20 protein-coding genes and 1 pseudogene are annotated in these 19,887 nt (G+C 43.2%); 15 read left to right on the top strand and 6 right to left on the bottom strand.

The features are described from left to right. Positions 1-175 precede the first annotated feature (175 nt). The 3 genes from DFP80_RS14520 (at position 176) to kduD (ending at position 2,998) form a co-directional block, all read left to right on the top strand. The gene (locus DFP80_RS14520; protein ID WP_113917526.1) at positions 176-1,450 is read left to right on the top strand and encodes an ABC transporter substrate-binding protein; all 1,275 of its coding nucleotides are present in this window, start codon (positions 176-178) and stop codon (positions 1,448-1,450) included. A gap of 104 nt (positions 1,451-1,554) precedes the next feature. Continuing rightward, positions 1,555-2,193: an RpiB/LacA/LacB family sugar-phosphate isomerase gene (locus DFP80_RS14515; protein WP_113917525.1), complete on the top strand. Its 639-nt coding sequence runs from the start codon at positions 1,555-1,557 to the stop codon at positions 2,191-2,193. Between the two features lie 46 nt (positions 2,194-2,239). Beyond that, positions 2,240-2,998 carry a 2-dehydro-3-deoxy-D-gluconate 5-dehydrogenase KduD gene (gene kduD / locus DFP80_RS14510; RefSeq protein ID WP_113917524.1) on the top strand — a complete coding sequence of 253 codons (759 nt, stop codon included), beginning with the start codon at positions 2,240-2,242 and terminating at the stop codon, positions 2,996-2,998. Positions 2,999-3,029: 31 nt separating this feature from the next. Here the strand turns inward: kduD and DFP80_RS20910 are convergent, their stop codons facing one another. Next, positions 3,030-3,440: a hypothetical protein gene (locus DFP80_RS20910; protein WP_148039908.1), complete on the bottom strand. Its 411-nt coding sequence runs from the start codon at positions 3,438-3,440 to the stop codon at positions 3,030-3,032. Positions 3,441-3,522: 82 nt separating this feature from the next. Then, positions 3,523-3,852: pseudogene (locus DFP80_RS21115) on the bottom strand (hypothetical protein); the annotation flags it as partial. Positions 3,853-4,153: 301 nt separating this feature from the next. On the opposite strand from DFP80_RS21115, the gene DFP80_RS14495 reads away from it, so the two are divergent. The 4 genes from DFP80_RS14495 (at position 4,154) to DFP80_RS14480 (ending at position 7,562) form a co-directional block, all read left to right on the top strand. Further along, the gene (locus DFP80_RS14495) at positions 4,154-4,999 is read left to right on the top strand and encodes an arylamine N-acetyltransferase family protein (protein WP_113917521.1); all 846 of its coding nucleotides are present in this window, start codon (positions 4,154-4,156) and stop codon (positions 4,997-4,999) included. Next, positions 4,996-5,940 carry a DMT family transporter gene (locus DFP80_RS14490; protein WP_113917520.1) on the top strand — a complete coding sequence of 315 codons (945 nt, stop codon included), beginning with the start codon at positions 4,996-4,998 and terminating at the stop codon, positions 5,938-5,940. The genes DFP80_RS14495 and DFP80_RS14490 overlap by 4 nt, the downstream gene beginning before the upstream one ends. Then, positions 5,915-6,508, top strand: coding sequence for a Crp/Fnr family transcriptional regulator (locus DFP80_RS14485; protein ID WP_113917519.1), 594 nt, complete (start codon positions 5,915-5,917; stop codon positions 6,506-6,508). Before DFP80_RS14490 ends, DFP80_RS14485 begins: the two co-directional genes overlap by 26 nt. A gap of 286 nt (positions 6,509-6,794) precedes the next feature. Next, positions 6,795-7,562 (top strand): coniferyl-alcohol dehydrogenase, encoded by a 768-nt coding sequence (locus DFP80_RS14480; protein WP_113917518.1) that lies wholly within the window; start codon positions 6,795-6,797, stop codon positions 7,560-7,562. A 93-nt stretch (positions 7,563-7,655) separates the two neighbouring features. Here DFP80_RS14480 and DFP80_RS14475 read toward each other — a convergent pair whose 3' ends face one another. Further along, complete coding sequence (locus DFP80_RS14475) at positions 7,656-9,419, bottom strand: sigma-54-dependent Fis family transcriptional regulator (RefSeq protein WP_113917517.1); 1,764 nt, start codon at positions 9,417-9,419, stop codon at positions 7,656-7,658. Positions 9,420-9,742: 323 nt separating this feature from the next. Here DFP80_RS14475 and DFP80_RS14470 point away from each other — a divergent pair, with 323 nt between their 5' ends. Beyond that, complete coding sequence (locus DFP80_RS14470) at positions 9,743-11,203, top strand: benzaldehyde dehydrogenase (RefSeq protein ID WP_113917516.1); 1,461 nt, start codon at positions 9,743-9,745, stop codon at positions 11,201-11,203. Positions 11,204-11,286: 83 nt separating this feature from the next. Here the strand turns inward: DFP80_RS14470 and DFP80_RS14465 are convergent, their stop codons facing one another. After that, complete coding sequence (locus tag DFP80_RS14465) at positions 11,287-12,510, bottom strand: LysR family transcriptional regulator (RefSeq protein WP_113917515.1); 1,224 nt, start codon at positions 12,508-12,510, stop codon at positions 11,287-11,289. A gap of 190 nt (positions 12,511-12,700) precedes the next feature. Here DFP80_RS14465 and ligA point away from each other — a divergent pair, with 190 nt between their 5' ends. From ligA to DFP80_RS14430, 7 genes are all read left to right on the top strand, one after another. Next, positions 12,701-13,102, top strand: coding sequence for a protocatechuate 4,5-dioxygenase subunit alpha (gene ligA, locus DFP80_RS14460; protein ID WP_113917514.1), 402 nt, complete (start codon positions 12,701-12,703; stop codon positions 13,100-13,102). Then, the gene (locus DFP80_RS14455; protein ID WP_113917513.1) at positions 13,102-13,956 is read left to right on the top strand and encodes a class III extradiol dioxygenase subunit beta; all 855 of its coding nucleotides are present in this window, start codon (positions 13,102-13,104) and stop codon (positions 13,954-13,956) included. The genes ligA and DFP80_RS14455 overlap by 1 nt, the downstream gene beginning before the upstream one ends. Before the next feature lie 6 nt (positions 13,957-13,962). Continuing rightward, positions 13,963-14,685, top strand: coding sequence for an alpha/beta fold hydrolase (locus DFP80_RS14450; protein ID WP_113917512.1), 723 nt, complete (start codon positions 13,963-13,965; stop codon positions 14,683-14,685). Further along, a complete protein-coding gene (locus tag DFP80_RS14445; RefSeq protein ID WP_113917511.1) occupies positions 14,682-15,146 on the top strand; it encodes a nuclear transport factor 2 family protein in 465 nt (154 codons plus the stop codon). Before DFP80_RS14450 ends, DFP80_RS14445 begins: the two co-directional genes overlap by 4 nt. 169 nt (positions 15,147-15,315) lie before the next feature. Then, the gene (locus DFP80_RS14440; RefSeq protein WP_113917510.1) at positions 15,316-16,296 is read left to right on the top strand and encodes a TRAP transporter substrate-binding protein; all 981 of its coding nucleotides are present in this window, start codon (positions 15,316-15,318) and stop codon (positions 16,294-16,296) included. A 3-nt stretch (positions 16,297-16,299) separates the two neighbouring features. Further along, entirely contained in the window at positions 16,300-16,821 is a 522-nt protein-coding gene (locus tag DFP80_RS14435; protein WP_113917509.1) for a TRAP transporter small permease, read from the top strand. Next, complete coding sequence (locus tag DFP80_RS14430) at positions 16,818-18,122, top strand: TRAP transporter large permease (RefSeq protein WP_113917508.1); 1,305 nt, start codon at positions 16,818-16,820, stop codon at positions 18,120-18,122. Before DFP80_RS14435 ends, DFP80_RS14430 begins: the two co-directional genes overlap by 4 nt. Positions 18,123-18,212: 90 nt before the next feature. Here DFP80_RS14430 and DFP80_RS14425 read toward each other — a convergent pair whose 3' ends face one another. Further along, on the bottom strand, positions 18,213-18,881 hold the full coding sequence (locus tag DFP80_RS14425) for a DsbA family oxidoreductase (protein WP_113917507.1): 669 nt from the start codon (positions 18,879-18,881) through the stop codon (positions 18,213-18,215). Between the two features lie 232 nt (positions 18,882-19,113). Next, a complete protein-coding gene (locus DFP80_RS14420) occupies positions 19,114-19,878 on the bottom strand; it encodes an SDR family NAD(P)-dependent oxidoreductase (RefSeq protein WP_113917506.1) in 765 nt (254 codons plus the stop codon). Between the last annotated feature and the right edge of the window lie 9 nt (positions 19,879-19,887).

Here is a 19,887-nt window from a genome sequence, read left to right as displayed (position 1 = left end):
TTGTTATGAAAAAAATTTCGTTATTTATTTGCTGAAAGAGTTTCTCAAATTTTATTTGGCAATTTTTTTCAGTGTATGTCTATAATCTAACCGATATCAATAGTAAATTTCGAATTAATTTAATGAAAATATTTTCATAACCTTAACTAAATAAAAACAAAATGAGGTGAAGTAAATGGCTCGTTTGAATGTTGTTCTAAGTACTCTTGCTGCCGCATCGCTATTGGCTGGACAGGCGCAAGCCGCCACACAAAACTTAACTTTTTGGTTTACTGATGATGATCCCAATTATGTGAAAAAAATGGGCGAGCTGGTCGAAAAGTTTGAAAAAGCACATCCAGATATTTCTGTGGATTATGTCACTACTAGTTATGCGCAATCCAAAGAACAGTTGCCTTTGCAGTTGTCTGTGGGTGAGGGCCCTGACCTTGCGAAAATTGCTGATAACTCGCTCATGAAGTTTACCTTAGACCTGCGTCCTTATATGAAAGACCCAGATGGCTTTGCCAAGCTTCATGGCAACACCTTAAGTTTGTTGCGAGATGATAAAAGTGCGCCAGATAAAATTGGTGGCTATGTCGCATCACAAACCCTTAATTTACCTTTCGTAAATGTCACCTTATTTGAACAAGCTGGCGTCCCAATCCCTAAACAAGGCGCGACCCTTGCTGACGTGGTTGCTGCATCGGTCAAGGTTGCAGATAAAACGGGTGTTGAGATTCCTTTCACTATGGACCGTTCTGGGCACCGCTTTAGCGGTCCTGCGTATTCTTATGGCGCTAACTTTGTTAACAGTGGCGGAACGTTTAACTTCCCAGATGCGCCAACGAAAGCTTACATAAAAGACCTTTATAACTGGACGAAAACAGGCGCTTTCCCTAAAGAAATGTGGGGAGCTGCAGGTGGTACTCGTTATAAAAATATGGGCGATGAGTTCATTAATGCCAACGTAGTGACGTATTTTGCTGGTAACTGGATGGTCAATCCGTTCAAAGAAAAAATAGGCGATGCGTTTGAATGGACTGCTCTAAACGCCCCTTGTGGTGATGGTGGTTGTATCCCTATGCCTGGTGCGACCTATGTGGCCGCTTTTAAACAGACTAAACATCCTAAAGCGGTGGCTGAGTTAGTGGAGTATTTAGGTTCAGGGCCGGTACAAAGAGAGCTAGCGGAAGAGTTTATTATTATTCCTGGTGCTAACGTTAACAATATTAATTATCAGCTTAAAGATGAAAATGCTAAATCAGCAATGACTGTTTTTGCTAATAACGCGAGTAATGTTACTGAAAGCATTCGTCGATTCCAGAAAGCCAAAGGCGGCAATATTGTATATGACACTATTGTGCAGCGTATGAGTCAGTTGATCGTGGGTGAGCTGACATTAGAAGAGACTTATGAACGTATGGCATCAGATGTTGCTAGAGGCAATGCTGAGCTAACTAAGCAATAGTAATTTTGTGAGATGCGTCAAACCTTTGGCAGCGTGAAAACGCTGCTTTTTTTATAATCATAATTTGATGACTAGTTTTGCTACCTAAAGTTGGAGATTTGAAAATGAAAATTGCACTAATGATGGAAAACAGCCAAGCAGGTAAAAATGCGATGATTCTTGAGCAGCTGAATTCCGTTGCAACACCACTAAATCATAAAGTGTTTAACGTAGGGATGAGTGATGAAAATGATCACCATCTAACCTACATTCACCTTGGTATTATGGCGAGTCTATTACTGAATTCAAAAGCGGTAGACTTTATTGTCTCTGGTTGTGGTACTGGGCAAGGCGCCATGATGTCTCTAAACGCGCACCCTGGTGTGGTGTGTGGTTACTGTTTAGAACCTTCAGATGCATTTTTGTTTAACCAAATTAACAACGGTAATGCCATTGCAATGGCGTTCGCAAAAGGCTTTGGTTGGGCCGCTGAGTTGAATGCTCGCTACATTTTTGAAAAAGCCTTTACCGGCCCTCGTGGGGAAGGTTACCCCGTTGAGCGAAAAGAACCACAAGTGAAAAACGCAGGCATCTTAAATCAAGTAAAAGCCGCCACCATGAAATCTAACTACCTAGATGGTTTAAAAGCGATGGATCAAGAGCTTGTTAAAACCGCCGTTACTGGGTCTGGTTTCCAAGAATGTTTTTTTGCTCACTGCCAAGATGCTGAGATTGCCGCTTATGTGAAATCTTTGGTGGCTTAATTTTGAGGTTTAAGCTGAGAATAAATTAGTAGGAAAGGCAACGTGTATGAATAACATGTTTGATTTAAGTAATAAGGTGGCAATTGTCACAGGTTGCAATACAGGATTGGGGCAAGGTATGGCTTTGGCTCTTGCAAATGCTGGTGCAGATATTGTTGGCGTCAGTCGAGAAATTCCTTCCGAGACTATGGCGTTAATCGCAAATACGGGTCGTAAGTTTCATAGCGTGATTGCGGATATGAGCAAAATGGATAGCATTGATCATGTTATCAAAGAGGCTATGGACGCTTTTGGTCAATTAGATATTCTAGTTAATAACGCGGGCATTATTCGTCGCAATGACGCGATAGATTTCAGCGAAAAAGATTGGGATGATGTGATGGACCTTAATGTAAAAGCTGTGTTTTTTATGTCACAAGCATTTGCTAAGCAGGTGATTGCTCAGGGAACGCCGGGCAATATTATTAATATCGCTTCCATGCTGTCTTATCAGGGGGGGATTCGAGTGCCTTCCTATACTGCGTCTAAAAGTGGTGTGATGGGCGTGACAAAATTATTAGCAAATGAATGGGCAAAACACGGTATAAATGTAAACGCTATTGCCCCCGGTTATATGGCAACGAATAACACCGAAGCATTACGAGCGGATGAAGAGCGTTCTAGTGAAATTTTGGGACGTATTCCAGCAGGTCGATGGGGAACGCCAAATGATATGGCTGGACCAGTCGTCTTCCTTGCATCGGATGCTTCTTGTTATGTTAACGGTTACACAATTGCTGTTGATGGTGGCTGGTTAGCTCGTTAAACATAATCAGTAACCTTTCATATCTTATATATCAGGCTAAGAATCTTGCATTGCGATCCAGCTGCAAGACTCTTAGCTTGTTTCTTTGAATTGATAAAGGGCTGCGAAATAAAAATTTTTTGCCTGTTTCAGCGATGAGTATGCCTAGTAATATGTTAGTGGCACCGGTTAAGCCAATAATGCCCGCAATTAATATGGCTAATAAAGCAAGAGATGGAAACAGGCTGTCTTGCCAGCTAAGTGGTGGTTTTCCAATTAGATAAAACACAGGCTCTGGTGATATGGCGGTACTGACAGTGCTGTAAATTCCCACCGCAAACAATTGCACTATGGTTAAAGGAATAACGGGTAATGCGCTGACAAAACGGCCAGTTAATAGCATGTGAATAGCAAAGGCAAACGCGCAAATGAGCACCAAAGAGTCCCCACGATTGAACGTCAATTTGTCTCCAACCGTTAGCAAGTACAAACCCACTGTGGCGAAAATAATCTCCAGACAAATTAGGTAAACAGACTTTGGTTCTAAACAGCAGTAAGCCGATAACAGGAACCAATGGCGAAATTAGGCCAGTTATAAATCCGGCATTTGAAACTGTGGTGAATTTAAGGCCCGTAGTTTGAGCATAAAAAGCGATAAACAATAACAAGCCAAGAACCGATCCTTTAAGCAGCAGAGGGCGTATCAGTTCTCTTGGGATTTTTTTTCTGATGAAAGTATTGATAAGGGGGTAAGGGGGTAAGGGGGTAAGGGGGTAAGGGGATAAGGGGATAAGGGTGAGACCTGCTAGTGTAAAACGCACCAGGTTAAAGGTATGAACCGGAATAATTTCTATCGCTAAATCGATTAGCGTCAATTCTGCACCACACAAACGCGACAAAGATCAGCATAAGTGTTGCTGTGCGGTGAGACCGAATGATCATTTAATACCTTACCTAGTTGTGGTTTCTTTCAGGCTTCCCCTAGATAAAAACTATAGGTGGTAAACGCTAGTCTACTCGATCTGAAAGGTTAAAAGTTGGGCATGATAAATGAAGTCATGCGCCATCTATATACCTACTTCGGGCTATATTCTTAACCTAGGTTAATTCCTTCTTTTATATGCTACTGTAGTCTTGGTTGTATTCCATGTCTGTTTATTATTAAGGAAGTGAAATATGGCGTTGTCGTCTGGTCTACAAAACTATCTATCTGATCTTGGTCTGTTTGCCCCAGAGCAGCCAAGTATTGAATTTGTTCAAGCATTACAGGCAACGCATGTGGCACGTTATAGCTTTAATAGTTTGGCGGTGGTGTTAGGCGAAGATGTTGTGTTGGATCTTGACGATATCAGCCAGAAAATAGTGACTCGTGGTTTGGGAGGATATTGTTTTGAACACAATAAGCTGACCTTTGAATTGTTAAAAGCCTTGGGTTATGACGTGCAGCTTAAGTTGGCAAGGGTATTAAATAACAATCTTGAGCGCGAAGCGGGCAGAACTCACAGAGTGACCTTGTTATCGTTTGAAGGTGTGGGCTATTTGGTTGATACCGGTTTTGGTGGTAATGGGCCGGTTGCGCCATTGCGGTTAGATATAAACACGCAGCAGGTGGCAGGTTTAGATCATTATCGAGTGCTGGCTAAAGGTAAGGGGGAATACGATTTGCAGGTGGTGAAGGGCGGCGACTACTTCACCCTTTATCGCTTTGATAACGCCACTTATACCGATGCAGATTGTGAACTAGGGCATTTTTATTCTCATAAACACTCCAGTGCCGTATTTTTAAAAAACTTAATGGTGACTTTGAAGAAGAAAGATCAGGTGATTGCTCTTGTGAATGCCGAGTTTACGACGAGAGATCGCCAAGGCGAGCGTAAGGTGTTGATTGAAAGCCCTGAATCTCTTGGTAATATTTTGAGCTCCGAGTTTGATATTGTCCTAGATGCTGCTGTGATCGAGCATCTTTTCATCCGCTTTTTGGCACCTATGTTGGCGCAGAATGAAACAGGGGCCAGGTCATGAGCTCATTTTTTACCTTGTTACTGTGGGCTTGGTTGATGGCGTCTTCCTTTATTGTATCGGGGCATATGGTGGAATACGCCAGTCCGGTAGCGACATCTGCGTTTCGTTTTTTGTTGGCGATGTTAATTATGTTGCCAGTGCTGTTGATCAGTTGGCAGCGAGCTAATTTGAATAAAACCGAGCAGCTTAAGGCATTGTTTGCTTCTCGTCTGCGGCTTTTTCATTATGTGGTGATAAGCGGCGCATTAGTGGGGTTCTTTATCGGTTTATTTGTTGCGTTGCAATCGACAACACCACTGAATACGTCTGTTTTGTACACCCTGGTTCCCTTAATTGGTGTGATGATTGCGAGAGTTTGGCTCAACGAAATTGCACCCTTATGGCGAGTTGTTGGGTTTGTTCTTGGCTCTATCGGCGCCATGACAGTGTTATTTTCTACACAAGACAACAACGGATTTCAGTGGCATTCCGGTGATTATATTTTTATGGGAGCATGTTTCTTATTGGCCTTACATGTCGTGTCAGTACAAAAGTGGGGACGTTCTTTAGGTGCCTTATCCGGTGCTTTCATGATTATGTTATTTGGCACACTTTGGCTGCTACCTATCGCTTTAATTTGGGGAGAGCTTGACCAAGTGCAATGGTCGTCACAAGGTTTTTGGGTCAATGTGTTGTATCTGACTGTGTTTACTACCTTGTTTACCTTTGTATTACAGCAGCGTTTGGTCATGATAGTGGGAGCAAGTCGCTTACTTGCTATGTCTTATACAATACCAGTTTGGGTAGCTTTGTTTACCGCGCTGGTTCAATCTCGTTTGTTAAGCTTGGTAGATTGGCCTTTTGCTTCTGGTATTGTATTTTTAGGTATCGCACTGTTCCTTATTGACGGTAATTTAAGCAAGGTAAAACCTACTCATGGATCGAATTCAACTGCAAAATAGTTTTGAAGCGTATTTTAACGAATTAGGCTATGGCATTGATTGGCAAAGATTGACTGTACGAATGGATGTCCATGTGATTAGAAAAGGCGATTACCTGTTTCGGCAAGGGGATTTCGCGAATCGTTTGTACTTTTTACATTCTGGGTTGGTTCGCTATGTGAGTATTTCCGACGAGGGAAAAGAATTCACGCAAACCTTTGCGAAAGGCCCAAGAATAATTGGATCGACCAAGGCGATGGTGACGGAAACGCGGACTCTGTTTGGTATCCAAGCTTTAGAAGATAGCATGTTTTCTTCTTACCCTTGGCAAGTGTTTTACGAGCAAATGCGCCATGATATTGGTTTTTTAGAGTGTTATGCTAAATTTTTAGAACGCATTTTTATTACCAAAGAAGAACGCGAAAACGCTTTTGTAAAGTACTCTGCTGAACGGCGCTATCTAGATTTTTGTGCCGCCTATCCTGAGTTAAAAGATTCTATTCCACAGCAACAAATTGCATCCTATATCGGTATTACTCCAGTAGCCTTGAGTCGAATTCGGCAGAGGCTAAAGCTGGCCCGAGGATGACATGTCTGCTCTTATTGATTCTTTAAATCATCAATTTTTTAATGTATTTATCTTTCTTTTTTGATCATTTGATTAATAAGACCTTACTCTCATGGCCGTTATAGATTTTTTAATCTATTCGAATTAATTGAAAATTCAATATATATCAATATCTTAATTTTTAAAAAATTAAATTTTCGTTGTTTTTTGATTTGGGCATGCTCCGTGCAGTTCTCCTTATTACATAGGAAAAGTAATAACCTTTTACTTTTCCTAACGTTTTATAAAAATAATAAGGAGAGTCAATATGATGTTAGCAAATAAAACGATTGTTATTACGGGCGTGTCTTCTGGTATCGGTGCGGATGTAGCAAGACTTGCTCGTTTCCATGGGGCGCGAGTTATTGGCATTGATCGTAATGAACCAAGTATGACGTTGGATGGCTTTGTAAAAATAGATTTAGGTAATCCTACGATGATTGACATGGGGCTTGATACTTTACCTGAAAAAATTGATGCCTTGTGTAATATCGCTGGTGTGCCAGGCACGGCAGATGCCGAGTTGGTTGGTCGCGTGAATTATTTGGGAGTGCGCCATTTAAGTGAAGCTTTGATTCCTAGGTTCAATCAAGGGGCCAGTATTGTCAATGTGGCTTCTGTGTTAGGTATTGAATGGCCAAAGCGTCTTGAGCAGCATAAAGCATTGGCTGGTACCTCTTATTTTGAAGAAGGCGCTGCTTGGCTGAAAAAGAACCCCGTTCCCCAAGAAACCTGTTATCAGTATTTCAAAGAAGCTCTTATTGTTTGGTCCACTCAGCAGGCTTTTACTTGGTTTCGTGATTATGGTGTACGTATGAATTGCGTGGCTCCAGGTCCTGTTTTTACGCCAATTTTGGGTGATTTTGTATCTATGCTAGGAGAAGAGCGAGTCCAAAAAGACGCTGAGCGTATGTTGCGCCCTGCTTATTCAGATGAAGTGGCAGAAGTTATTGCTTTCCTTTGTTCTGATGCTTCCCGTTGGTTATGTGGCGTCAATATACCTGTTGATGGTGGGTTGGCTTCGAACTATCTTTAAATATTTAGAATATTCCAGATCGGCGGAAGCAGATAAGCCTTTGATTATGCTATATCACAGGCTTATCTGCTTTTTAAATGACCACTTTTTGTGTTACTTATTCTTCTTTAGGCGATAAGCCAATTGTGCTCTGCTTAGGCCTACTTGTCTTGCCGCTTCAGATAAATTGCCTTGAGCGTTATCTACGGCTTCTTGAAATAAGCTTTGCTCAAACTCTTCAATATTAAGGTGATCTTTCCCGCCGAAAAATTGAGAGATGTGCTCCAAGAGCGACTCTGTCGCTTCTTTTTTGATATCTGCATGGCTTAAGGTGCCTTGGCGATTCACTGAGTAGATAATTTCTTCTGGAATAAACTCGTTTCTAAACAAATGTGGAAGATCAATCGGTTCACCTTCTTCTGATGCAATCACACCGCGTTCCATTAAATTTTGTAATTCACGAATATTCCCCGGAAAACCATAATTTAATAACGCTCGTCTCGCTGTTTGTGTCATGCCTGATGGCGCTTTTTGATGCAGTTGGCAAAAGTGATGGTAGAAGTGATTAATGAGTAATGGAAGGTCAGCTTTTCGCTCTTTCAGCGGAGGTAGATGTATTGGAAAGACGTTTAAACGAAAGAACAAATCTTCGCGGAACTCGCCTTTTTCAATGGCTTTACGTAGGTCTACATTGGTTGCAGCGACGACTCTTACATTGACTTTAATAGCTGAAATACCGCCGACTCGCTCGACTTCTTTTTCTTGTAAAACACGTAATAATTTACTCTGCCCTGCTAGGCTTAGTGTGCCAATCTCATCTAAAAATAGTGTACCGCCATTGGCTCTTTCAAAGCGGCCTGGACGACTACTTGTTGCTCCTGTATAGGCGCCTTTTTCGGCGCCAAACAGTTCAGTTTCCATGAGATTTTCAGGAATCGCAGCACAGTTAAATGCGACAAAAGGACCAGTTTGGCGACTGAATTTATGCAGCATACTGGCAAAAAGCTCTTTGCCTACACCAGATTCGCCAGTGAATAGCACTGTGGCATTGGTTGGTGCGACCTTTTGTAATGAATGATTAGCAGCGGTAAAAGCAGCAGAAACTCCAATCATTTTTGGCTGATCGTCTAACAGTTTTGGTTCCATTAGATCGAGACGAGGGGAAAGCTTAGTTACCAGTTCTGCATTTTGGGAGGTGACGTTAAGGAAGCGAATATCGTCTTCGATATCATCCCAAAGTTCGGCTGATTTACCGATGACCCGACAGACCGAATGTCCCATAGATTGACATTCAACTTCTCGGAAAATAACTAAAGATCCTACTAAGCCAGAGACATAACCGATGGCGTAACCTAATTCCATCCAGCATGCGGGTGAGCTACCAATGCCGTAAGCAGCAATGTGTTCTTCGTCTTCACTGCTGTGATGCCAAAGAAATTCACCCTCATATGAACCTTTTTCGGTGTCAAATTCAAAGTGAATAGTTTCTACTTTGACTACACCTTCTAGCCCATGAAGATGAGTGCCAGCAGTGAAAATGGAAGCTGGATCTGAGTCTAGCCAGCGCTTTTGAATGAGTTCGGCGTCCCGCAGGCCGGATAAATAACCTGTTCGAGTAAGAATATCGCGCGATTTTTCGAGACCAAGAGAATCAATCATCTCGCGACGCAACAGCCCAAACGACGAGCTGTGGATCAGCAACATACGCTGATCGTCTAACCAAATACGACCATCACCGGGCGAAAAAAACAGGCATTCGGTCAGCTCCTCTACGGTGGGTGTATGTTGGCCATCTAGTTCACGGGAGCTGCCTTTAAGTAGGATTTTTTGATTACTTTTGGCCAAGTCTGCCAAAGAAATGCGGTAAGAGTCCGACATTATTATTTTTCCTCTTTCATCTAGTCGATGAAATGGTTAACTGCTTTTTTCTAGTTTTGATTATATTTAACGATATCGTCAAGTGTATTGTTGGATATTTATACTATGTGATATCGGCTTTAAGATATTGATAGGGTTATAAATCCTTATTTATCAACATCTTGAATCTTATTTTTTTGATGGAATCTACTGAGGTATTATTTCGGCATAGCTATTGCTGTAGTGTACGAATGGTTTGAATAACCAAAATACTGAACTTCTATTTGGTTTGATTTGCCTTAGTAGAAATTCAGTGGCTAATAAAAATAAATAGGAGAATACACATGACAGTATTTGTACTTGAATCCAAAAAATGGTCAGGTAAATTTTTTACGGGTGAATGGGTTGCGGCTTCAAACAAGCAAGAGGTTATAGAGCCAGCGACAGGTAAGGTTTTGAGCGAAGTTGGTATTGCCACGGCAGACGATGTCTATGCCGCATGTCAGAGAGCACATGAAGCGCAAAAAGAATGGGCAACAGTCCCACCAAGAGACAAGGCTGCTTTGTTTCATAAAGCGGCGTCTTTTATTCAAGAAAATGCTGAGGAATTTGCTTTATATATCGCGCGTGAAACGGGCGGCATTATTCCTAAAGGACAGCATGAAATAAAAGAAGCCATTTTAATCCTGCAATTGGCAGCCAATATGACTTTGGAGCCAAATGGTCTGACGCTACCTTCTGTTCCAGAGAGAATGTCTTACGCGACACGTAAGGCTATTGGTGTTGTGGGTGTTATTTCTCCTTTTAACTTTCCGATGATCCTTTCTGTTCGCTCTATTGCTCCAGCCTTGGCGACAGGTAATGCGGTAGTCACGAAACCTGACCCACAAACACCTGTCACTGGTGGTTTTATTCTTGCTCTTGCCTTGGAGGCCGCAGGGTTGCCAAAAGGCGTATTTCAAGTCTTGCCGGGTGCTGTTGAAGCCGGTGAAGCGCTTTGTGCTGCGCCAGAGATCGGTATGGTAGCGTTCACTGGATCTACTGCTGCAGGCCGAAAAGTGGGTGAAGCCTGTGGTCGCAATCTCAAAAAAGTGTCGCTTGAGTTAGGTGGTAAGAGCTCGTTAATCATCTTAGAAGACGCTGACCTAGATGTGACGGCCAGTAATATTGCTTGGGGAGCATATTTCCACCAAGGACAAATCTGTATGGCGTCAGGGCGTATTTTAGTCCAAGAAAGTATTGCTGAAGCGCTCACGGAGAAAATTGTCGAAAAAGCTCAACATTTACCAGTCGGTGATCCAGCTTCTGGACAAGTTGCTTTAGGGCCGCTGATTAATCAGCATCAGCTTGAAAAAGTTCACGCTATTGTTCAGGATAGCATCGCGGCAGGCGCTAAACTAGAAGCAGGTGGTGTTCACGAAGGACCTTATTACTCGCCGACCGTATTGAGCAATGTGAAACCGGGCATGCGCTCTTTTGAGGAAGAAATCTTTGGCCCAGTGGTTAATATTACCACCTTCAAACACGATGACGAAGCTGTGGCTATGGCGAACAATACACAATATGGCTTAGCAGGTGCGGTGATTTCGAACGATCTTTCTCGAGCGCAACGTATTGGTGATCGGTTGCATGTTGGTTTGCTGCATATTAATGATCAAACCGTCAACGATGAATGCATTAACCCATTTGGTGGTTGTGGTGCATCAGGTAATGGCAGCGCGGTGTGTGGCCCTGCTGATTGGGATCTTTATACTCATTGGCAATGGGTGACCGTTAAGCAAGCGGCAACGCCTTATCCTTTTTAAGGTGTTTATAGCTAGGTAAATCTTAGCAGTGAAAAAGCTCCCTGCCGATGGTATGGAGCTTTCTATTATTCGCAGTCCCATGGTTAGCGGTTATTTTGTTTTAGCTTGTCTATAATCGTTAATCTTAACTCTTCAATAAATGTCTGAACGATGGAGGATTGCCTTTCGCGATGGAGGGTTATTCCGATTGTGCATTCCGGGCTGGGGAGTGGAATCGGGATTTGCTTTAAGCGAGGGTTGAGTTTGTTGATATTCCAGTCGTCATAGAACAACAGCGCGATGGCTTCGCTGTGGATAACCAGTTCTTCTGAAGAGGCAAAAGTCAGCATTTCCAGTGCTTGAATAGGTGGTTTGTTATCTATGCTATGGAACAGGCTTTCGAAATAATCACGAATCGGCGTGCCGTGACGTGCCACAATCCAGCGTTCATTGATCAGGTCGCCGAGTTTTTTTGCATAGTCGTGAACAGGATGATCTGAGCGAGCAATCAAAGCATATCGAGCTCGTAATAATGGTAATTCGATGAGTTCTGGATGGATTGGTCCTTTTCTCATTAACCCCAGAAAACAGTCTATTTCACCTTGCCGTAGGGCATTTGCCAGCATGTGATAAGGACCTTGCATGGCTTGCAGTCGAATTCCTGAGTGTTGTTTAAATATAGAAGCAAAAGCAATGGGAACAATATCTTGGCAGGAGAACGACAGCATCCCGACGGATAATCTGCCGGTTAACTCGTTTGGTAATGATTGAAGACTGTGATGTAGCGATTGGATCACAGGAGAAACTCTTAGGAATAATGAAGCCAGTTGCTTGGCGGCAGCTTGCGGGATTAAGCCACGGCGTGCTCTTGAGAAGAGCGGCTGCTGTACCATATTTTCGACTTCTTTTAATGCTTTGCTGACGGATGGTTGTGTCATGCCAAGTGTTTGTGCTGCTACAGAAGCACTACCTACTTTTACAACGGCTTCAATGATCAGAAGGTGTCGCCATTCTACGTAGGTTGTTAATTTTAGTAAGGCGGGAACGTTACTCTGCAATTGGTGTTCTGCGTCAGAAATTGCTTTTAAAATGCTATTACAAGACGAGATCACGACCTCCCCTGCTGACGTTGGTTCAGCTCCACTCCAGCCACGCGTAAATATATTGACCTGCAAGGCTTGTTCGGCTTGTGATAGTACACGTGAGACACTGGATTGGCTCAGATTTAACGACGAACTTGCCTCTTTTTCGGTGCCTTTCTTCATTATTTCCCTGATAACACGGCATTGTTTGAGTGTTAGAGGAAAGGTTGAATTAGGAGTGCTCATTTTTATTCTCCTTTTAAAAAGCCGTTTCGTGAGGTCGTGGTGGGTCAAGGCTAGTTACTCATAATTTATGATATAACCAAATTTTTAGCTATGTTTTCAATTATGCATATGTAGGGTTGTTTTTTTCTGTGTACCTTTAAATTAAATAAGTTCTATTCAGTTAACTTCTCTGAGTGAAGGTAAGACGCGAATGAATAATAAGCCTTACAGTGACATTCCTGGCACGACCGTGTTCGACGGCGATATGGTCAGAATAGGATTTCACCTCAATCAATTTTGTATGTCTTTAATGCAAGAATCTAATCGAGCGGCGTTTAAGCAAAATGAACGTACCTATCTAGATAATTGGCCCATGATGGAAGCGCAAAAAAAAGCTGTGATAGCTCGCGATTTTAGTCAACTTATTGCCCTTGGCGGCAATATTTATTACCTCGTCAAAATTAGTTCGAGCGATGGACTAAGTGTGGCGGCAGCCGTTTCCACCATGACTAATTTATCCGTTGATGAATACATCGAGATGATGTGCCGTGGTGGTCGTTCACCGGCAGGGAATCGTTATGTTGTGAGTAACTCATCTGAGGGGAAGCAATAATGGCCAAAATCACCAGTGGGTTAGGAACCTCTCATATTCCGCTACTTGGACATATTATTGATAAGGGTGACAGTAGCGATGAAAAGTGGGCGCCAATATTTGATGGCTATCAGTTCACTAAAAAATGGATTCGCGAGCAAAAACCAGATGTGGTCATCTTAGTCTACAACGATCATGCGACAGCGTTTGATATGAAAGTGGTTCCAACTTTTGCGATTGGTTGTGGGGAGGAATATCGCCCAGCTGATGAAGGTTATGGTGCTCGTCCTGTTCCTACGGTAAAAGGCGCGCCGGAACTAGCGTGGCATATTACCGAGTCTTTAATAAAGCAAGGCTTTGACATGACGATTGTCAATGAAATGGACGTGGATCATGGTCTTACCGTGCCTTTGTCTATGGTGTTTGGAGAAGTGGAAGAGTGGCCTTGCCAAGTTATTCCCTTGGCCGTCAATACCGTGGTTTATCCCTCGCCAACGGGAGATCGTTGTCTAGCTTTGGGTAAAGGGATTCGAGCTGCAGCAGAGCAATTTTCAGAAGACCTAAATATTCAGATTTGGGGAACGGGTGGCATGAGCCATCAATTGCTGGGAGAGCGTGCTGGCTTGATTAACCAAGAGTGGGACCTCGCTTTTCTGGATGATTTAAAGAATGACTATGAGAAGCTAGGGGTGATTTCTCAAGTTGAATATATTCGAGAATCCGGAACAGAAGGGAGTGAAATGGTGATGTGGTTAATCATGCGTGGTGCGCTGAATCAGGAGGTTAACGAAATTCATCGTCATTACCATGTACCTGTTTCTAATACGGCGCTGGGGCATCTGATATACGAAAATGTAGATAAAAAGGGAGAATAAATCACAATGAATGTGCGTATAACTAAACCTAAATTGGTTTGTTTAGCTGGTTTGCTATGTGATCAACGAATGTGGCACAACGTCGCAGCTCAATTAGAGCATGATGTCGGCATTGAAATTATTAGCTTTGCAGGTTTTGATGACCTGACTGACATGGCTCGGTCGGTGTTATCCAATATTGAAGGTGATTTTTCTTTGGCGGGACATTCTATGGGAGGACGAGTTGCGCTGGAAATATATCGTCTTGCACCACAGAGGGTAACGCGTCTAGCACTTTTAAATACAGGTGCTCACCCCAAGTCAGACAAAGAAATTCCGGGGCGTATGCGCTTGATTGAAGCCGTGAAAATGAGTGGTGCTTCAATTCTAGTAACACAATGGCTAATCCCCATGATGTCCCCCAAAGGATTAAGTAACGCAGATTTGATGGCTGACTTGACAGAAATGGTCAAGTCTTACTCGGTTGAAGATTTTGAAAAGCAGATTCATGCATTGATAAATCGTCCCGATGCTGAAGCGCTTCTTTCACAGATATCGGTGCCAACTTTACTGCTTTCTGGCTCGCAAGATAGCTGGAGTCCAGTGGTTCAGCATCAGGCTATTCAACAACAAATTAGTGGTAGTGAACTTGTTGTGATTGACGACGTTGGGCACATGGCACCAGCAGAGGATCCAGAAAAGGTTGCAGCGGCACTGCACTCATGGTTACAGAAAAGTAGGAGATTATGAGCAATCAAACGATAGAAAATATGCTGATTGAGTGGCAGTGCCAAAAGCTGGTAACTCATTCTATTAATTTGTTAGATCAAGGCCGTTGGCAAGAGTTGGTAAATTGCTATACCGAAGATGGCGAATTGTATCGCCCGAGCGCACCGACTGTAAAAATTGAAGGACGCGACTCGATTCTTGAATCTTTTACCTCGCGTCCAGCAAAAGAAACGTGTCATGCACTGACCAATATAGAAGCTAATATTATTAATGAAGGTCTTGTCGTCGTAACGTCGAGAGTGGTGCTTTTTGCTGCAAATAAAAAAGCCGAAGGAATCGAAAGCATGGTGCAGGCGAATGCGGACATTTTTATTGGTCGTTTCGTAGATAAAATTAAAAGTATAAATGGTGAGTGGTTAATAGCAAAAAGACAGGGTTCGATTGAACTGCACTATAAAGAAACTTCAGGCAAAACAGAGTAGCTGTTAAATCGCAAAAGAAGTAGCGAGGGAAAGAGTCGTTTGAAAACTTGGTAAATGATTGAGAGTAGAGTTTCTATTTAAAAAGGACGATCCGTTGATTCGGTAAGCCTCATAACAAAAATAACAAAGCCTGCAACTAAGGCACTAAAGCAACATTGGGAGAACAGAGATGAAACTAAATAAATTCATTATTGCTACTTCAGCAGCCATTGCATTATCCACTCAAGTCTTTGCTGAGGAATTGAAGTTCGCCAGCTTCACTCCGCCGTTCCACACCATTAATACATCGGTGATTGAAAAGTTAAATGCAGATTTGTCAGCTGCCACAAATGGTTCTCTTACTGTTCGCGGGTATCATGGCGGCGAGCTGGGCGCAGGGCCTGCCGAGCAATATGTGCGTGTTTTGCAAGGTGCGGCGGATATGTCTTGGGGCTTACCTGGTTACACCTCGTCACAGTTTGGTAAAACAATGATAGCTGAATTACCCGGTGCAATTCCTGAGGATATGCCTGGTTACGAAGCACTATGGCGAGTCTATGATAAACATTTAAATAGTGAATTTCCGGGTACTAAACCACTGGCATTGTGGACTTCCGAACCTAATATTTTCATCATGCGTAATAAAGTGATTCGCACACCTGCAGACTTAGCTGGGCTTAAAATTCGTGTTGCTGGTGCAACTGCCGCAAAAGTAGCGAGTGCCTTAGGTGCAACCCCTGTGCAAATGCCAGCTAGTCAGATTTATAATGCCATGCAAACTGGCCTTATTGATGGTGTTATTACAGGAGCATCAACCCTAAAAGACTTCAAACTTGACGAAGTGGCTGATTCTCTCACTCTGGGCGCGCCATTAGGCCGTCTTGTCTTTTATACGGTACTTAATCGCAGAGTTTATGATGGGTTAACTGCGAGTCAAAAGGCTGCCGTTGACGCAGCTAGTGGTGCTGGGCTATCTAAAAGTGCAGAAGATGCTTGGTTAAAAACGGCTACTGAAGCGCTCGAAGTGGCTCGGGCCGATAATGCAAATACAATAACGGACTTAATCGATGATGAGAGAGCAGCGTTTACTAAGGCTGTTTCTGGTGTGGTTCAGTCTTATGTAAAAAGCGTCAATGGCACAGCGACGCTTGAAGCAATGGAAGGCAAGTAATTCATGCTTGCTATCATTCGTAAACTGGCGGATGGGATTATTTCCCTGTCCGCTGCCTTGGGCGCCTTAGGTCTAATCTTTGAGGTGATCATTATTCTTGCGGATGTCATTGGCCGCGCGTTAGGGTCACCGCTTTATGGGTCGCAGGACATAGTTACCATGACAATGGTTATTTTGCTCTTCGGTGCAATGGCTCTGTGTGATCGTCAGGGTGGTCATATCGCAGTTGATCTTTTCGAACGAAGCTATCCGGTGATGCTTAACCACTTAATCGATATATTTTCCGCATTACTTGGTGCCGTCATCTTTGTGGGCATTGCTTATGCTGTAAATGAAAGCGCTAAGATTTCAACTATGTTGAACCTTTCGACCAACCTTCTACTTATACCTAAGGCATGGTTCCAAAATGGGCTTTCTATCTTTGCTTTGATCACCGCAGCTGGCATGACATTACGTGCCATTGAGCTGGCCTTATCAGGTCGTGACGTTCGTAAAGTAGACACGGACAAAGGAGACGCAGCATGAGTGCATCATTGATTGGTTTTATTGGCGCCTTGATCATGTTCGGTCTGCTGGTGCTGCGTATTCCCGTGGCTTTTGCTATGTTTTTCGTGGGATTTGTGGGTATTACAATACTTGATAGCAGCCGATCCGCATTAAGTTTACTAGCATCAGAAACCTTCACTTTAGCCTCATCGCCTGAATTGGTTGTTATCCCACTGTTCATTCTGATGGGGAATGTTGCCTCCATAACTGGAATGAGCCGAAAACTCTATGATGCGGCGTATGCTATTATCGGACAGCTACGTGGCGGATTGGCTTCGGCCACGGTGATTGGTTGCGGTGGTTTTGCGGCGCTATCTGGTTCGTCAGTTGCATCAGCATTGACCATGGGTAAGGTAGCTTTGGGTCAAATGGACCGTTTTAAATACAACAAAAGGCTGTCGACAGGTGTCGTTGCGGCTGGTGGTACGCTTGGTATATTAATTCCTCCTTCGACTGGTTTTGTTATCTATGCCATCTTGACTGAGCAAAGTATTGGTCGCTTGTTCTTGGCGGGTGTTTTGCCCGGCATCATGCTGTTGATGTTGTTCATTTTAGTGATCACCGTCATTTGTTGGTTCCGTCCTGAATATGGTCCAGCTGGACCGGCAACCAGCTTACGTAAAAAAGTGAAAGCGTTAATAGGTGCTGGCCCGATTGTCTTGGTGATATTGCTGACGATAGGCGGAATTTACGGCGGGTTGTTCTCACCAGTTGAAGCGGCTGCCGTAGGTGCTGGTGTGGTGGTTTTGGTTGGTTTTGTAACTCGTACATTGTCACTAAAAACGCTTTGGCATGCGTCTCGGGATGCGGTTGTCACAACGGCTACTGTGATGCTTATCTTGATTGCGGCTCATTTGATTAACCCATTTATGGCGCTTAGTCATATTCCTTCGGCGGTAGGTGAGCTGTTGTCTGGATTGGGGTTGGGCGTAACGGGAACGCTTATTCTAATCCTTGCAATCTATCTTGTGCTGGGCTGCTTTCTTGAAGGCTTCGCTATGCTGGTTCTGACCTTGCCGATTTTCTTCCCTATCATTGTATCACTTGGGATAGATCCGATTTGGTTTGGAGTGCTGACGGTTCTGACTCTTGAAATGGGCTTAATTTCTCCTCCTGTTGGCATTAATGTCTTCATCGTAAAATCGGTCGCACCAAACGTGGAGTTAGGTGACATCTTTAGAGGAGTTCTGCCTTTCTGGCTGATGATGATCTTGGCGGTGGCTTTGTTGATTATCTTCCCGCAGATTGTACTTTATCTTCCTAATACTATGTTTGGGTAAATTTAGCGTTTTGGTAGAAAAGACATAGGGATAACCTGAAAAGCCCCATGCGGTTTATCCATTTATTGGAAAACAACATGGGGCTTTTTATCAAGCGTTTGTTTGTTCTGCTTTAATTTTCTCTAGAACTTCCTCTATCGCGCTTTTGAATACTTCTGCTGGTTGTCCACCAGAAATGGCGTAGGCGTTGTTAATAATGACAGTCGGAACTGAGGTGATGCCATTCTGTTGCCAGATTTGTTCTTGCTGTCGGACTTCATCGGCAAAATGATTGTTCTCTAAAATGCCTTTGGCTGCGGCAGGGTCAAGATTAACGCTAGCCGCAAGATTGGCTAGAATTTGGTGGTCGCTTATATCTTGATTGTGTGTGAAGTGAGCTTTAAATAGCGCATCTTTTAGCTCAGCTTGTTTGCCTTCTAACTGAGCCCAGTGTAATAGCCGGTGGGCATCAAATGAGTTTCGTATACGGCTTTCAGCAGTGAAATTAAAATCGAAGTCGACTTCTTTGCCACGAGTCTTGATCATGTCTCTGTTTTGGTCTGATTGTTCTTTATTGATGCCGTATTTTTCTGTGATGTGCTCGCTTAAGTCTTGGCCTTCTGCAGACATGTTCGGATTCAGTTCAAATGGTTGGAAGGTCAGTGTGGTATCAACTTTGTCGCTCAGTTGATCCAGTGCTTTATTGAGATTACCAAGACCGACAACGCACCATGGGCACATTACATCGGAAATGAATTGAATGTCTAAAGAGTCTTTCATGGTTCTGTGACCTCGGTGTTTAATCGTTTTAGTATTCTTATGGGCAATAGAAGGAATTAAAAGCGTTTAGAGTGAGAAAACAAGGTAGATACCAGTAATTTACAGAATCTAAGCAATATCTAAGGTGATTAGATTGGATAAATGCAAAGTGAAGAGAGTAAAAGAAATAAGGAGAAAAAGAGCGGCTCAGGCTGATTTCTGAACCGCTTTTTTAGTGAAAGTATTCTATTTTCTATACAATTCCGGCATCAACAACAAAGTTTTGACCAGCGCAAGCGCGGCTATCTTGGGAGGCAAGAAACAGCGCCATGGCGACAATGTCGTCTGGTTCAATGCGGAATTTAAGGGATTGCACATCAATAAATTCTTGATCCAATTCAGGGGTTAACCAAAGTGCTTTTTGACGTTCTGTTACCACCGCTCCCGGCACAATGGAATTGACTCTAATACCGCGTGGACCAAGTTCTCGCGCCATGGTTCGTGTCATTGTGTGAATTGCCCCTTTTGATGTGGTGTAGCCAACCATACCAGCACGGCCACGCATCCAACTGATCGATCCCATGTTGATAATGCTTGCACCTTCTTTCATCCATTTAGCAGCCGCTTGCATACCAAAGAAATGCGGACGCATGTTGATGTTTAGGCAGTTGTCCCAATATTCTGGCGTGACGTCTTCGATTTTATGGCGGTCATCTTTGCCCGCGTTATTGATCAATACGTCTAAGCTACCAAGCTCTTGTGCTGCGTCATCAATGGCCGATTGCAAGGCGGCAATGTCGCGCACGTCGACTTTTCTAAACCAAGGTTCAACGTTGAATTCGTCGCTCAGTTTTTGGTTTAACGCGGTAGAGCTAGCGTCATCAATATCAATATAAGCAACGCGTGCGCCTTGTCCCATAAAGTGATGAACAAGATATTCCCCAATCCCTGAGCCACCGCCCGTTATAAACACGACTTTGTCTTTTAAGGAAGGGTATTGGTTAGTTAATGTCGGCATGTATTATTC

This window comes from Marinomonas rhizomae (assembly GCF_003315485.1).
Classification (GTDB): Bacteria; Pseudomonadota; Gammaproteobacteria; order Pseudomonadales; family Marinomonadaceae; genus Marinomonas; species Marinomonas rhizomae.
Note: the sequence above shows the minus strand (reverse complement) of the source record. Positions and strands in the feature narration are given on the sequence as shown.